We start from the raw sequence: 13247 nt of genomic DNA, 5'->3' as shown, positions 1-13247 counted from the left end.
TCGGAAAGTCACGCCTATCGCTTTCCATATTGGAAAGTTAAGGAGTTTACGATCATGGACAGGAATGAAGCTCTCGCCTCGCTGGATGCCGTGCGGCAAACGCGCGGCAAGCTGGCGCAGCGCTCGCAATGGCCATTGTGGCGGCACGCGCTTTTCGGCCTCCTAGAAGCCACCTTCATTTTCGGCGTTTCCCTGCCCTTCGCGGGCATGATCGTGTGCGTGATGATCGCCGCGGCCACGATGGTGTGGATCATCCATGACGACAAGAAACGCTATGGCATGTTCGTATCGGGGTGGCAGGGCACACGGCCCAAGATCGTCCTTTTCGGCCTTGTTGCCGTGGCAGGCGCAATGGCCGTGCTTTCGTTTACTGCACGCGGAGAACCGGTGCCCTCCCCCACGGCCCTGCTCGCGGCGCTCGTGACCTTCACAGCCTGCACGCTGGGCAGCCTGTGGTGGCAGAAGCTTTACCGCCAGGAACTGCGCGAAGGCGGCGTGGCATGAGCGCGGGCGACGAGATCGACCCCGCGCTGCATGCTCCGGCACGGCTGCAAATCGCGGCCATGCTGGGCAAGGTGGAAGAAGCCGAATTCGCCACGATCCGCGAACTGGTGGAGGTGAGCGATTCCGTGCTGTCGAAGCACCTCTCGGCCCTGTCGGATGCGGACTATGTGAAGATCAGCAAGGCAGCGCGCGACGGGCGGCAGCGCACCTGGGCGCAGCTGACGCCGAAGGGTCGCAAGGCCTTTGCCCGCCACATGCGCGCGCTTCACGAACTCGCCGCCGCAGCCGAGCAGGCCGTGGCAGCCCAATAGGAACGAGGCAGCGGCCTTAGAAGGTGTAGCCGATGCCCAGGGCACCGAGGAACTGGTTCTTGCTGCCGCGAATATCGGTGAACGGGGTATCGGCGGCATCGCCCAGCACGCGGGAATAGCCGCCGATCACCACCAGCCCGAGGCCACCGTTGGCGATATCACCATCGAGGTCGATCCCCAGCAGCAGGTTCACGCCCGCACTGGTGAAGCCGCCGCCGCGCGGCTCGAATTCCGGCAGCGGGGCAACGCCGTCACCGATGAAGGCGGCATCGTCCACGCGGAAATAGTAATCCTGGAAATCCGCGTCCGCCCACTCGGTCGAGACCGAGAGGTTGGCGAAGATCGAGCGGCTGAGCGGCGTCGAATAGCTGACCGAGGGGGACACGGTCATGCCGCTGTGCGCGCCGTTCACGTCCCACATGGCATCCACGCCCACGCGGATGCTGTCATAGGGATTGAGCACGCCGGGGAAGTTGACCCCCACGCTGGGGCCGACCTCGATGGCGCGGTCGAGTTCACCGTAATCGATGACGACCTCGTCCTCGATCTGGCTGGCGCGATTGGAGCGCAGCCGCGCGGCCAGGCCAAGGTCCAGTCCCACGCCTTCATCCGGATCCTGCACGAAGTCCAGCGTTACGCCGCCTGCGCGCGGGTTGATATCCACTCCGCCCAGCGAGCCTTGTACGATGGGCAGCACGGTAAACACGTAATCGTCGGAACCGGAATAGGAGGGGTTCAGCGCCACGCCCGCGCCGACGGAGAGGTAGTCGCCCGCGAACACGGTTTCCTGCATGTCTATGTCGGGCGGCCCCTGCACCTCCACATCGTCCTGCGCCAGCGCCGGGCTGGCAAAGAGGGCGTTAACAATGGCGCCGCAGGCGATGGCGGCAGGCGAAAAAGTGCGTGTCTTCATGAAAATTCCCGTCTTGTTTGCAACATGAACGGGCTGTTCCCCTTGCGGTTCCTTGCCTGTCTTTTCCCAAATCGACGCGGGACCAAGGGCTGTGATTGCACGGCTTCGCCATTCCGCTAAGGCAGTTGGCGAAATGAGCGGGCGCGATTGCGATATTGCCATTGTAGGTGGCGGCCTGTCCGGCGGGCTGATTGCGCTGGCGCTGGCCGTGCACCGGCCCGACGTGACTGTCCGGCTGGTCGAAGCGGGCGAAACGCTGGGCGGCAACCACCGCTGGAGCTGGTTTGCGACCGACCTTTCGCCCGAAGGCGCGGCGCTGATGGACGGTTTCCACATGGCCGAGTGGGACGATGGCTACCATGTCCGCTTCCCTAAATACCTCCGCCACCTGAAATCGTCCTACCGCTCGCTCGCCAGTTCCGATTTCGCAACCCGGCTGGGGCGCGCGCTGCCCGCGGGCACGGTGATGACCGGCACGCAGGTTTCCGCCGTCGATGAAAGCGGCGTGGACCTGGCGGGCGGTACGCGCATCACCGCGCGCAGCGTTATCGACTGCCGCGGCTTCGCGCCTACGGATACGCTGGAAGGCGGCTGGCAGGTGTTCATGGGACGCCACTTGCGCACGCCCGAACCGCACGGCGTGGCCCGCCCGACGATCATGGACGCGCACGTCGACCAGCGCGCCCCGCACGGCAACGGCGGGGCCTACCGCTTCGTCTATGTCCTGCCGCTGGGTTCGCACGACCTGTTTATCGAGGACACCTATTACGCCGACAAGCCGCAGCTCGACCGCTCGGCCCTGTCTGCGCGGATCGACGAATACCAGCGCCAGATGGGCTGGACCGGGGAGGCTGTCGGCTTCGAAACAGGCGTGCTGCCCGTCATCACCGGCGGAGACTTTGCCGCATTCCAGCGCCAGCACCGCGTCGAAGGCGTGGCACAGGCAGGTGCGCGCGGCGGCTTCGTCCACCCGCTCACCAGCTACACCCTGCCCATCGCCGTGGACGTGGCGCTGGCCGTGGCGGCGGATGCGGACTTGCCCGGCGAGCAGATGGCCGCCAAGCTGGAAACGCGCGCGCGGCGGCACTGGTCTGCCACCGGCTATTACCGGATGCTGGGCGCCATGCTGTTCTGCGGCGCGCACCCGCGGGAACGCTACCGCGTGTTCGAACGCTTCTATCGCCTGCGCGAACCCTTGATCGAGCGGTTCTATGCAGGCCGTTCCACCCTGCTCGACAAGCTGCGCGTACTGGCGGGAAAGCCGCCCATTCCCATTACCCGTGGCATCGGCGCCCTCATGTCGAAGGCCCCGCCCCTGACTGACCCCTCCCGGAAGGACACCTGATGACGACCCCAGAAGGCAAGACTGCATGCGTGATCGGCGCCGGTTTCGGCGGCATGGCGCTCGCCATCCGGCTGCAGAGCGCCGGTATCGCCACCACCGTGGTGGAAGGCCGCGACAAGCCCGGTGGACGCGCCTATTACTGGGAGAAGGACGGATTCACGTTTGACGCCGGCCCCACTGTCGTGACCGATCCCGATTGCCTGCGCGAGTTGTGGGAAATCACCGGCCACGACATGGACGAGGACCTGGAGCTGATGAAGGTCATGCCCTTCTACCGGCTCAACTGGCCCGACGGCACCAACTTCGACTATTCCAACGATGAAGAGAGCCTGCGCAAGGAGATCATGAAGCTGGAGCCTGCCGACGTGCAGGGTTACGACCGCTTCCTGGACTATGCCGCAGGCGTCTACGAGGAAGGCTACGTCAAGCTCGGCACCGTGCCGTTCCTGAATTTCAAGTCCATGATCAAGGCCGCGCCCGCGCTGATGAAGAAGCAGGCGTGGCGCAGCGTCTATGCGATGGTGGCGAAATACATCAAGAACGAGAAACTGCGCGAGGCGCTCTCGTTCCACACCCTGCTGGTGGGCGGCAGCCCGATGAAGACCAGCAGCATCTACGCCCTGATCCACAAGCTGGAGAAGGACGGCGGCGTGTGGTGGACCAGAGGCGGCACCAACCGCCTGATCGCCGGGATGGTCCGCCATTTCGAGCGTCTGGGCGGCACGATGCGCGTGGGCGATGCCGTGACGCGGGTAGAGACCGTGGGTACCCGCGCCAAGGCTGTTCACACCGCCAGCGGATGGAGCCAGACATTCGATGCCGTCGCCAGCAACGCCGACATCATGCATTCCTACAAGGACCTGCTGGGCGACAGCCAGCGCGGCAAGGCCAATGCCAAGGCTCTGAAGAAGAAAAGCTTCTCGCCTTCCCTGTTCGTCGTGCATTTCGGCATCGAGGGCACCTGGCCGGGTATTCCGCACCACATGATCCTGTTCGGCCCGCGCTATCATGGCCTGCTGGACGATATCTATTCCAAGGGCGTTCTGCCGGCCGATTTCTCGATCTACCTGCACCACCCCACCGTGACCGATCCCAGCATGGCACCCGAGGGCATGAGCACGTTCTACGCGCTGGTCCCCGTCGCGCACCTTGGCAAGATGCCGATCGACTGGGACAAGGTCGGGCCGGAACTGGAAAAGCGCATCCTGGATGAAGTGGGCCGTCGCCTGATCCCCGATATCCACGACCGGATCGTGACCAAGTTCAGCTACTCCCCCCTCGATTTCGCGGTGGACCTGAACGCCCATCAGGGCAGCGCCTTCAGCCTGGAGCCGGTGCTGTGGCAAAGCGCCTTCTTCCGCGGCCACAACCGGGATGACGTGATCGAGAATTTCTACCTCGTCGGCGCAGGCACGCACCCCGGTGCGGGCATTCCCGGCGTGGTCGGCAGTGCCAAGGCAACGGCGGGGTTGATGATAGAGGACTTGTCATCCTGACCGCTGCGGCTACGGGCTGAAACCATGTCTCAGAATTTCAAACGCCTTGCCGTCTATTGCGGGTCCGCCACGCCTGCCGATCCCCGCTATATCGAACTCGCCCGCCATGTCGGCACCACGCTGGCCGAGCAGGGCGTCGGCGTCGTCTACGGCGGCGGCAAGGCCGGGCTGATGGGCGCCGTCGCCTATGCCGCGCTGGAAGCGGGCGGCGAGGTGATCGGCGTGATCCCGCAGGCGCTGGTCGACATGGAAGTGGCCAATACCGACTGCACCGAGCTGCACGTGGTCGACACCATGCACCAGCGCAAGCAGGCCTTCACCGACCTTTCCGACGGCTTCGTCACCCTGCCGGGCGGCGTGGGCACGCTGGACGAATTGTGGGAAGCGGTCAGCTGGGCGCAGCTGGGCTATCACCAGAGCCCGGTCGGTCTTCTTAACGCATTCGGATACTATGACGGGCTAATAGCGTTTAACCGTGAAATGGCCGATGTCGGCTTTGTCCGGGAAATGCACCGCGATATCCTGATCGTGGGAGAAACGCTGGAGGAATTGCTCGAGAAGATGGCCAGTTACGAGCCTATCAAGACCATCGTTCAGATGCGCGCGGAGGACCTTTGAGCACCAGGCGCATAAGGCCGCGCCCGCTGGTCGCCAGCCAGCTGGTGAAGGCCACGCCGCGCCAGGCGGGCGGCGGCCGTTCGCGCGCGGCACTGGTGGCGCGGGCCAGCGAAAGCATCGCGGAAGGCTCCAAGAGCTTCACCGTGGCGAGCTGGCTGTTCGACAAGGCAACGCGCGAACGCGCCCACCTGCTCTACGCCTGGTGCCGCCGGTGTGACGATATCGCCGACGGGCAGGAATACGGCTTCCGAGATGGCGCGCGCGACCTGAAGCTGGAACAGGCGAGCGCGAAGGACCGGGTCGAGGCGATCCGCGTCCTCACCCACCGCGCCCTCGATGGTCAGCCCACGGCGGACCTCGCGTTCGACGCGCTGGGCCTCGTCGCTGCCGAAACCGGCATCACCCGCGAAATGTGCGACGACGTGATCGACGGTTTCGCGCTCGACGCCGACGGCTGGCGACCGCGCACCGAAGGCGACCTGATGCGCTATTGCTACCACGTGGCGGGCGCTGTCGGCGTGATGATGGCAAAGGTGATGGGCGTTCCCAGCGATGCGACCGAAACGCTCGATCGCGCCTGCGACCTCGGTCTTGCTTTCCAGCTCAACAACATCGCGCGCGATATCTGGGACGATGACGCTGCCGGGCGCTGCTACATTCCCGAGGAATGGCTGGTGGAGATGGACATCCCGCCGGGGCAGCTGATGAAGCCTGCCTACCGCGAGGAACTGGTGCAACTGGCCGGGCGGCTGGTGGGCATCGCGCGGGTGCACGATGCACAGGCGCGCATCGGTGCCGGGCGGCTGAAGTTCCGCCAGCGCTGGGCCGTGCTGTCGGCTGCCAACATATATGGCGCGATCGGCGAGAAGGTGGTGGCGCGCGGCGATGCTGCCTGGGACCACCGCGTGCGCGTCAGTTTCCCGGCAAAGCTGGGCCATGTCGCCAGGGCGCTGAAGGAGACCGTGCGCGGCTCCTACCCGCCGCAGTTCGAGCCGAAGTGGACGCGCGGCCAACTGCTGGTGGCCGCGCGCATGGCAGGTCCGGTGGCGGGCGTGCCCGATACCCCGCTGCGCGACGAGGGCATAAGGCGCAAGGACGATTGACCGGGTTTCAGGTTGCAATTGTAACGATATCCGGGGATGCAGGCCGCATGATTTCAAAGCTGCTCATAGCCAACCGTGGCGAGATCGCTTGCCGCATCATCCGCACCGCCCGCGACATGGGGATCGCCACCGTGGCGGTCTATTCCGATGCCGATGCCAAGGCGCTGCATGTGCGTTCGGCGGACGAGGCGGTGCACATCGGCCCCTCCCCCGCTGCCGAAAGCTACCTTGTCGGCGAGAATATCATTGCGGCGGCGAAGGAAACTGGCGCGGAGGCGATCCATCCCGGCTACGGCTTCTTGTCGGAAAACGCCGGTTTCGCACAGGCCGTGATCGACGCAGGGCTGATCTGGGTCGGCCCGAAGCCCTCCAGCATCGAGGCGATGGGCCTGAAGGATGCCGCGAAAACGCTGATGCAGGAGGCAGGCGTGCCGGTGACGCCGGGCTATCTGGGCAAGGACCAGTCGGTGGAGCGCCTGAAGAAGGAGGCCGATGCCATCGGCTATCCCGTGCTGATCAAGGCCGTGGCAGGCGGCGGCGGCAAGGGGATGCGCAAGGTCGATAGCGCCGAGGACTTCGAGGCCATGCTGCAAAGCTGCCGCCGCGAGGCCAAGGCCAGCTTCTCCAACGACGAGGTGCTGCTGGAGAAGTGGATCACCTCGCCCCGCCATATCGAGGTGCAGGTGTTCGGCGATAGCCACGGTAACGTCGTCCACCTGTTCGAACGCGACTGCTCGCTGCAACGCCGTCACCAGAAGGTGATAGAGGAAGCCCCTGCGCCGGGCATGGACGAGGCAACGCGCGAGGAAATCTGCGCCGCCGCCGTGCGCGCTGCCAAGGCGGTGGACTACGAAGGCGCGGGCACCATTGAATTCATCGCCGATGCCAGCGAAGGGCTGCGCGCGGATCGCATCTTCTTCATGGAAATGAACACCCGCCTGCAGGTGGAGCATCCCGTCACCGAGGAAATCACCGGGGTGGACCTGGTGGAGTGGCAACTGCGCGTGGCGGCGGGCGAGGCAATCCCGCTCAAGCAGAACGAGCTTTCGATCAACGGCCACGCCATCGAGGCGCGGCTTTATGCGGAGGATCCGTCCAGTGGGTTCCTGCCCAGCACTGGCCCGCTCGACCATTTCGACCTTGGTACGGCGGGCCGCATCGAGACGGGCGTGGAAGAGGGTGACGTCATCTCCCCGCACTACGACCCGATGGTCGCCAAGCTGGTTGCCTGGGGTGAAACGCGCGACGAGGCGATCGACGAGCTCGCCGCGATAACCGAGAGCGTTGAAATCTGGCCGGTGAAGACCAACGCCGCCTTCCTCGCCAACGCATTGCTGGACGACGATTTCGGCGAAGCGAACCTCGATACGGGTTTCATCGAGCGCAAGCTGGACACCCTCGTCGCCGACGGGGAGCCGGACGATACGATCTGGCAAGCCGCCGCCGATTTCACCCTGATGGCGGCGATGGACGACGAAGTGCCAAGCGCCCTCGGCTTCCGCCTCAACGCCCCGCCGCGCATCGCCGCGACGCTGGGCTTCAGGGGCGAGACGCGCACCGTCATTGCCAGCGGCAAGCAGGACGCGGCCCACGCAACCGGCTTTGTCGAGGAAGCGCGCACAGTGGTCTTCGCCCACGGGCAGAGCTTCGAGTTTGCCCGCGACGCCCGCGGCTCCGGCGCCGCCGCAGCCGCCGATGGCGCGATCCTCGCGCCCATGCCGGGCAAGGTCATCACGCTCGACGTGGCAGAGGGCGACAGCGTTACCGCCGGACAGCGGCTGATGGTGCTGGAAGCGATGAAGATGGAGCACTCGCTCACCGCGCCGTTCGACGGCACGGTGACGCAGCTTTCCGCCAGCGAAGGCGCACAGGTGCAGGTGGAGGCCGTGCTGGCTGTGGTGGAAGCTGCCGAGGGCTAACCGCCCAGGAATTCCGCCAGAGCCGCCTGCTCCGCCGCGCTCGTGTGCATGCCCAGCTTGGTGCGCCGCCACAGGATGTCGTCCGCCGTCTGCGCCCATTCCCTGTCGCGCAGGTAAGTGACTTCGGCCTCCGATAGCCCGCCACCGAACGCGCGGCCGAGGTCGTCCCACCCCTTCGCATCGCCCAGCCAGTCCCAGGCACGGGTGCCGTAGGCGCGGCCGATGCGGACAACGTCGCGCTTGGACAGGAAGGGAAAATCCTCGCCCAGCACTTCGAACAGGTAGGGTTGAGCGTGCTTGTCGATGTCGCCGCCGGGCAGCGGGCTGCTGCCCGTCCAGTGCTTGCCTTTCAGCACCGGGAGCCGGTCGGCCAGCTTGTCCAGCGCATCCTCGGCCACGTGGCGGTAGGACGTGATCTTGCCGCCGTATATGCCGAGCACCGGCGCGCCGCGCCCGGCATCGCTCAGCGCAAGCTCATATCCGCGCGAAGCCGCCTCCGGCCTGCCCGAGCCATCGTCCACCAGCGCGCGCACACCGGCGTAGGTATGCACCACGTCATCGGGCGTCACGTCGCGCTCGAAGTATCGGTTCACCGCGTCGCACAGGTAGCGGATCTCGTCCGCGCTCGCCTCTACGTCGTCCAGCGAGCCGGGATGGTCGGCATCGGTGGTGCCCACCAGCGTGTAGTCGTCCTCCCACGGGATCGCGAAGCAGATGCGCGTGTCGGGTTGTTGCAGGATATAGGCGCAGTCGTGCTCGAACAGCTTCGGCACCACGATATGCGAACCGCGCACGCGGCGAATGCCGTAGGCGGGGTTCTCCCCCACCAGCCACGCGACGTCGTCCGCGCCCGGCCCGGCGGCGTTCACCAGCGCGCGGGCGTGGAACGTCTCTCCGCCCGCTTCCACGCGCCACAGTTCGCCCTCCCGCCGAGCGGCGGTAACGGGCGTGCGGGTGCGGACCTGCGCGCCGCACTCGGCGGCATCCAGCGCGTTCAGCACCACCAGCCGGGCATCGTCCACCCATCCGTCCGAGTATTCGAAGGCGTGGGTGTATTGCCCCTCCAGCGGAGCGCCGGCGGGATGCTTGCGCAGATCGACGCTGCGCGTCTTCTTCAGCGAACCTTTCCCACCGATGTGATCGTAGAGGAACAGCCCCGCGCGCAGCATCCATTTCGGGCGCATGCTGCGCGTCACCGGCAGCACGAAGCGCATCGGCCAGATGATGTGCGGCGCGATGGACCACAGCGTCTCGCGCTCTCCCAGTGCTTCGCGCACCAGGGCGAATTCGTAATATTCGAGGTAGCGCAGCCCGCCGTGCACCAGCTTGGTGCTCTTGGAAGAAGTGCCGCTGGCAAGGTCGCCCTTTTCCAGCAGCAGCACATTTGCGCCCCTGCCCGCCGCATCGCGCGCCACGCCCGCACCGTTCACACCGCCGCCGATCACGATCAGGTCGAACGGCCGGGTGGCGGGCGTGTCTGGCATCAGTGCGGGCTCTCCGTGATGTAGCGCGGCTTGCGCGGGCGGGTGAACAGCTTGCCACGTTCGCTGAACAGCACAAGGGCCAGCGCGATCAGGCTGCTCCCCAACAGCGCGATCGCCAGCGGCAGCGCCGTGCCGTCGTAAGCCTGGCCGATGGCAATGCCCATGACAGCGCCCAGCAGCATGCGGATGGCCGACTGCACGGAACTTGCCGCGCCCGCGCTGTCGAAGAAAGGCTGCATGGCGATGGAGCCGAAATTCGCGCCGAGGAAGCCCAGCAGGCACAGGTTGATGCTGATGAGCGGGAAGAACCACGCCAGCGAATCCGCGTGTACTTCGGCGGCGTAGACCTGCACCACGCTGACGAGAATGAAGGCGATGAGCGCCGTGTGCGAGACGCGCCGCGCGCCGAACCGTTCGACGATGCGCGAGTTGGCGAAGCTGGAGAAGGCCAGCGTCGCCGCCGATGCGCCGAAAATCAGCGGGAACTGCTCCTCCGCCCCGAAATGCTCGCCGATCAATTGCTGCGCGGAATTGATGTAGCCGAACACCGCGCCGAAGGTGAGGCCGGCTGCCAGCACATATCCCACCGCCTCGCGCGTGCGGAAGGTGAGCGGCAGGTTGTGGACGATGGTGCGCGGGTCGATTTTCTGCCGGTGGCGCGGGTCCAGCGTTTCGGGCAGGCGCTTTGCCGCCCAGGCCGCCGCGCCGATGCCGAACAGCGCGAGGGCGAAGAATATCCATTCCCAGCTGGCGAAAGTCAGCACGATCTGCCCGAGCGTTGGGGCCAGCACGGGTACGGCCATGAAAACGATGAAGATCATCGAGATCAGCCGCGCCATGGCATCCCCGTCGAACCGGTCGCGGATGATCGCGGCGGGCAGCACCATCAGCCCTGCCGTGCCGAAACCCTGCGCCGCGCGAAGCGCCAGCAGTATCTCGAAACTGGGCGCGAACATGCACAGGAGCGATGCAGCGAGGTAGATTGCGAGGCTGACGAACAGCACCGGCCGCCTGCCGAACCTGTCGGCGAAGAGGCCGGGCACCAGGCTGCCGAAGCCGGTAGCCAGCAAATAGACGCCCACCACCAGCTGTCGACGGTTGGGATCGTCGATGGCGAAAGTGCTGGCGATCTCGTCCAGCGCAGGCAGCATGGCGTCGATCGCGAGCGCGTTAAGGCTCATCAGCGTGGCCATCAGCACGATGAACTCGCGTTGCCCGACCTTGCGGCCGGATCCGTCTGCAGCGGTGATTGTAAGGCTCGTCACCCAAACCCTTTGGCCAAGTTTCGCAGATGAGAAAAGGATAAAGTCAACATCGTGGCAAAAGGCTATAACCCCACCTGATGGCGAATCCCGACGACATCCAGGAATACGACGGCGAAGACGCGCCGCCCGAAGCCGATGGCCTGCGCAAGATCATCCACGTCGACATGGACGCCTTCTTCGCCAGCGTGGAGCAGCGCGACAACCCGGAGTTGCGCGGCAAGCCGGTGGCCGTTGGCGGATCGAGCGGGCGCGGCGTGGTGGCCGCCGCCAGTTATGAAGCGCGCAAGTACGGCGTGAGGAGCGCAATGCCCTCCGTCACGGCGAAGCGAAAGTGCCCGGACCTGATCTTCTGCAAGAGCCGCTTCGACGTCTATCGTGAAGTCTCCGAGCAGATCCGTGCGATCTTCCATCACTACACGCCGCACGTGGAGCCGCTGAGCCTCGACGAGGCTTACCTTGACGTGACCGAGGACCGCCACGGCCTGGGCTCCGCCACCGCCATTGCGCAGGCTATCCGGCGGCAGATTCGCGAAGTCACGCAGCTGACGGCGAGCGCGGGGGTTTCCTACAACAAGTTCCTCGCCAAGCTGGCGAGCGACCAGAACAAGCCCGATGGCCTGTGCGTGATTCGCCCCGGCGAAGGCGCAGCTTTCGTGCAGAGCCTGCCCATCCGCCGCTTCCACGGGGTCGGCCCCAAGGGCGCGGAGAAAATGGCGCGGCTCGGCATCGATACGGGGGCGGACCTTGCACAGAAGGACCGCGAGTGGCTGGCGGCGAACTTCGGCAGCTTCGGCGATTACCTCTACCGCGCGGCGCGGGGGATCGACCTCAGGCCCGTGCGCGCCAACCGCATCCGCAAGTCCATTGGCGGGGAGCGCACCTTCAGCGAGGATATCTCCGCCGAGGACGACCTGCGCGACACGCTGGAGCGGATCATCGATATCGTATGGGACCGGATCGCCGCCAAGCAGGCGAAGGGGCGCACCGTCACGCTGAAACTGAAGTTCAACGATTTCCAGATCGCCACCCGCTCCCGCAGCCAGGCCCAGCCGGTGGCGGACAAGGCGCAGTTCGCCGCCACCGCCCGCGCCATCCTGGAAGACGAATTGCCCCTGCCCATGCCGATCCGGCTGATGGGGCTGACGCTCAGCAATCTGGACCGGGACGACCGCGAGGAGAAACCCCGCGACGACGCGCAGCTATCGCTGCTTTAAAACGTCCAGCCGGTCCCTGGTCGAGCGGGTCAACGGTTGCGGCAGGTCATCCAGCGCGAACCAGCGCGCCTCGATCACTTCGCGCCGGTCGGGCCGGGGTTCGCCATGGGCGCGCGCATGGAATATCCAGTGCCGGTGCGGCGCGCCGTGCATGGTGTCCTCCCCCTCGTGCAGCAGAACCAGTTCGACCAGTTCGCACGAAAGCTCCTCGCGCACTTCGCGGCGGATGGCCATTTCAGGGTCTTCGGTGAGACGCGCACCGCCCGCAGGCGTGGTCCAGTGGCCGGAGCCGTAGGACTGGCGGATCAGCAGCACGCGCTCGTGCTCGTCACGAATGAACACAGCGACCCCGGCGATGCGGGGCTTGAACAGGCGGAGGTAGGTCTTGCGCAGCGCATGGCCGAGCGGCAGGACCGCGCGGTGCAACGGCGCGGGGATCAGGTGAAGCATGTCACCTGCTGGCGCGCCGCGCCCAGCAGGCGCGCCACCGGCAGGTCGCTCTCGCCCTCGGCGGCGCCATCGAAGACGGCGCGCTTGTCATCGCCGCGGATCACGAACATCAGCGCGTCGCTATCGAGCAGCGAGGGGATGGTCAGCGTTACCCGGTCGAACGGGGCCTCGGGCGGCAGCGGGTCCGGCGTCAGGCGACGGATCGGGGCGTCGTCGTCCACCTGCGGATCGGTGTTGGGGAAAAGGCTGGCGATGTGTCCGTCCGCGCCCATGCCCAGCCACACCAGCGCGAAATGCGGCACCTGCTCCATCACCGTAAGCGTGGCGACATGGGCGCCGACCGGCTCGAACAGCGCGCGGATCTTGCCGGTGTTGCTGGCCTCGTGATCCTCCGGAACCACGCGGTCGTCGCCCGGCCACACGGTCACGCGGCTCCACTCGAAATCGGCTTTCACCAGTTCGCGCATGATCGGGAACGGCGTGGAGCCGCCCGGCACGCTGATGGCAACGGGCGCATCGCTCTCGGTCAACTTGCTGCGCAGGATCGCTTCGATGAAAGTGGCGATGGTGTCGTCGCCTGCGTTTTCGATGATGTCGATATCGGGCATGAGCAGCCTCCTAAACG

The 13247-nt window shown here is 65.9% G+C and carries 13 protein-coding genes; 8 read left to right on the top strand and 5 right to left on the bottom strand.

Annotated features, from left to right (window positions below; translation table 11 throughout):
• The first annotated feature begins 54 nt into the window (after positions 1–54).
• Together ABFX23_RS02910 and ABFX23_RS02905 are read left to right on the top strand one after the other, a co-directional pair.
• Complete coding sequence (locus tag ABFX23_RS02910) at positions 55–504, top strand: hypothetical protein (protein WP_346031630.1); 450 nt, start codon at positions 55–57, stop codon at positions 502–504.
• Entirely contained in the window at positions 501–815 is a 315-nt protein-coding gene (locus tag ABFX23_RS02905) for a transcriptional regulator (protein ID WP_346031629.1), read from the top strand. The genes ABFX23_RS02910 and ABFX23_RS02905 overlap by 4 nt, the downstream gene beginning before the upstream one ends.
• Positions 816–831: 16 nt before the next feature.
• Here the strand turns inward: ABFX23_RS02905 and ABFX23_RS02900 are convergent, their stop codons facing one another.
• Positions 832–1728 (bottom strand): MipA/OmpV family protein, encoded by an 897-nt coding sequence (locus ABFX23_RS02900; protein WP_346031628.1) that lies wholly within the window; start codon positions 1726–1728, stop codon positions 832–834.
• 133 nt (positions 1729–1861) lie between these two features.
• Between ABFX23_RS02900 and crtY the strand changes: the two genes are divergently transcribed.
• The 5 genes from crtY to ABFX23_RS02875 are packed head-to-tail and all read left to right on the top strand — an operon-like array spanning position 1862 to position 8209.
• Complete coding sequence (gene crtY, locus ABFX23_RS02895) at positions 1862–3073, top strand: lycopene beta-cyclase CrtY (protein WP_346031627.1); 1212 nt, start codon at positions 1862–1864, stop codon at positions 3071–3073.
• Positions 3073–4569 (top strand): phytoene desaturase, encoded by a 1497-nt coding sequence (locus ABFX23_RS02890; protein ID WP_346031626.1) that lies wholly within the window; start codon positions 3073–3075, stop codon positions 4567–4569. The genes crtY and ABFX23_RS02890 overlap by 1 nt, the downstream gene beginning before the upstream one ends.
• A 24-nt stretch (positions 4570–4593) precedes the next feature.
• Positions 4594–5187 carry an LOG family protein gene (locus ABFX23_RS02885; protein WP_346031625.1) on the top strand — a complete coding sequence of 198 codons (594 nt, stop codon included), beginning with the start codon at positions 4594–4596 and terminating at the stop codon, positions 5185–5187.
• Entirely contained in the window at positions 5184–6290 is a 1107-nt protein-coding gene (locus tag ABFX23_RS02880) for a phytoene/squalene synthase family protein (protein ID WP_346031624.1), read from the top strand. The genes ABFX23_RS02885 and ABFX23_RS02880 overlap by 4 nt, the downstream gene beginning before the upstream one ends.
• 47 nt (positions 6291–6337) lie before the next feature.
• Positions 6338–8209, top strand: coding sequence for an acetyl/propionyl/methylcrotonyl-CoA carboxylase subunit alpha (locus ABFX23_RS02875; RefSeq protein WP_346031623.1), 1872 nt, complete (start codon positions 6338–6340; stop codon positions 8207–8209).
• On the opposite strand, the gene ABFX23_RS02870 is transcribed toward ABFX23_RS02875, so the two are convergent.
• Positions 8206–9693, bottom strand: coding sequence for a glycerol-3-phosphate dehydrogenase (locus ABFX23_RS02870; RefSeq protein ID WP_346031622.1), 1488 nt, complete (start codon positions 9691–9693; stop codon positions 8206–8208). The two genes, ABFX23_RS02875 and ABFX23_RS02870, sit on opposite strands and share 4 nt — an antisense overlap.
• Positions 9693–10958 carry a multidrug effflux MFS transporter gene (locus ABFX23_RS02865; RefSeq protein ID WP_346031621.1) on the bottom strand — a complete coding sequence of 422 codons (1266 nt, stop codon included), beginning with the start codon at positions 10956–10958 and terminating at the stop codon, positions 9693–9695. Before ABFX23_RS02865 ends, ABFX23_RS02870 begins: the two co-directional genes overlap by 1 nt.
• Before the next feature lie 77 nt (positions 10959–11035).
• On the opposite strand from ABFX23_RS02865, the gene dinB reads away from it, so the two are divergent.
• Positions 11036–12172: a DNA polymerase IV gene (dinB, locus tag ABFX23_RS02860; RefSeq protein WP_346031620.1), complete on the top strand. Its 1137-nt coding sequence runs from the start codon at positions 11036–11038 to the stop codon at positions 12170–12172.
• Here the strand turns inward: dinB and ABFX23_RS02855 are convergent.
• Together ABFX23_RS02855 and ABFX23_RS02850 are read right to left on the bottom strand one after the other, a co-directional pair.
• The gene (locus ABFX23_RS02855) at positions 12158–12622 is read right to left on the bottom strand and encodes an NUDIX hydrolase (protein ID WP_346031619.1); all 465 of its coding nucleotides are present in this window, start codon (positions 12620–12622) and stop codon (positions 12158–12160) included. The two genes, dinB and ABFX23_RS02855, sit on opposite strands and share 15 nt — an antisense overlap.
• Entirely contained in the window at positions 12610–13230 is a 621-nt protein-coding gene (locus tag ABFX23_RS02850; protein WP_346031618.1) for a 6-phosphogluconolactonase, read from the bottom strand. Before ABFX23_RS02850 ends, ABFX23_RS02855 begins: the two co-directional genes overlap by 13 nt.
• Positions 13231–13247: the final 17 nt, after the last annotated feature.

Origin of the sequence: Erythrobacter westpacificensis, from assembly GCF_039542285.1 — a bacterium.
Classification (GTDB): domain Bacteria; phylum Pseudomonadota; class Alphaproteobacteria; order Sphingomonadales; family Sphingomonadaceae; genus Alteraurantiacibacter; species Alteraurantiacibacter westpacificensis.
The sequence above is the reverse complement of the archived record's forward strand: the minus strand, read 5'-3'. Positions and strand labels throughout refer to the sequence as shown.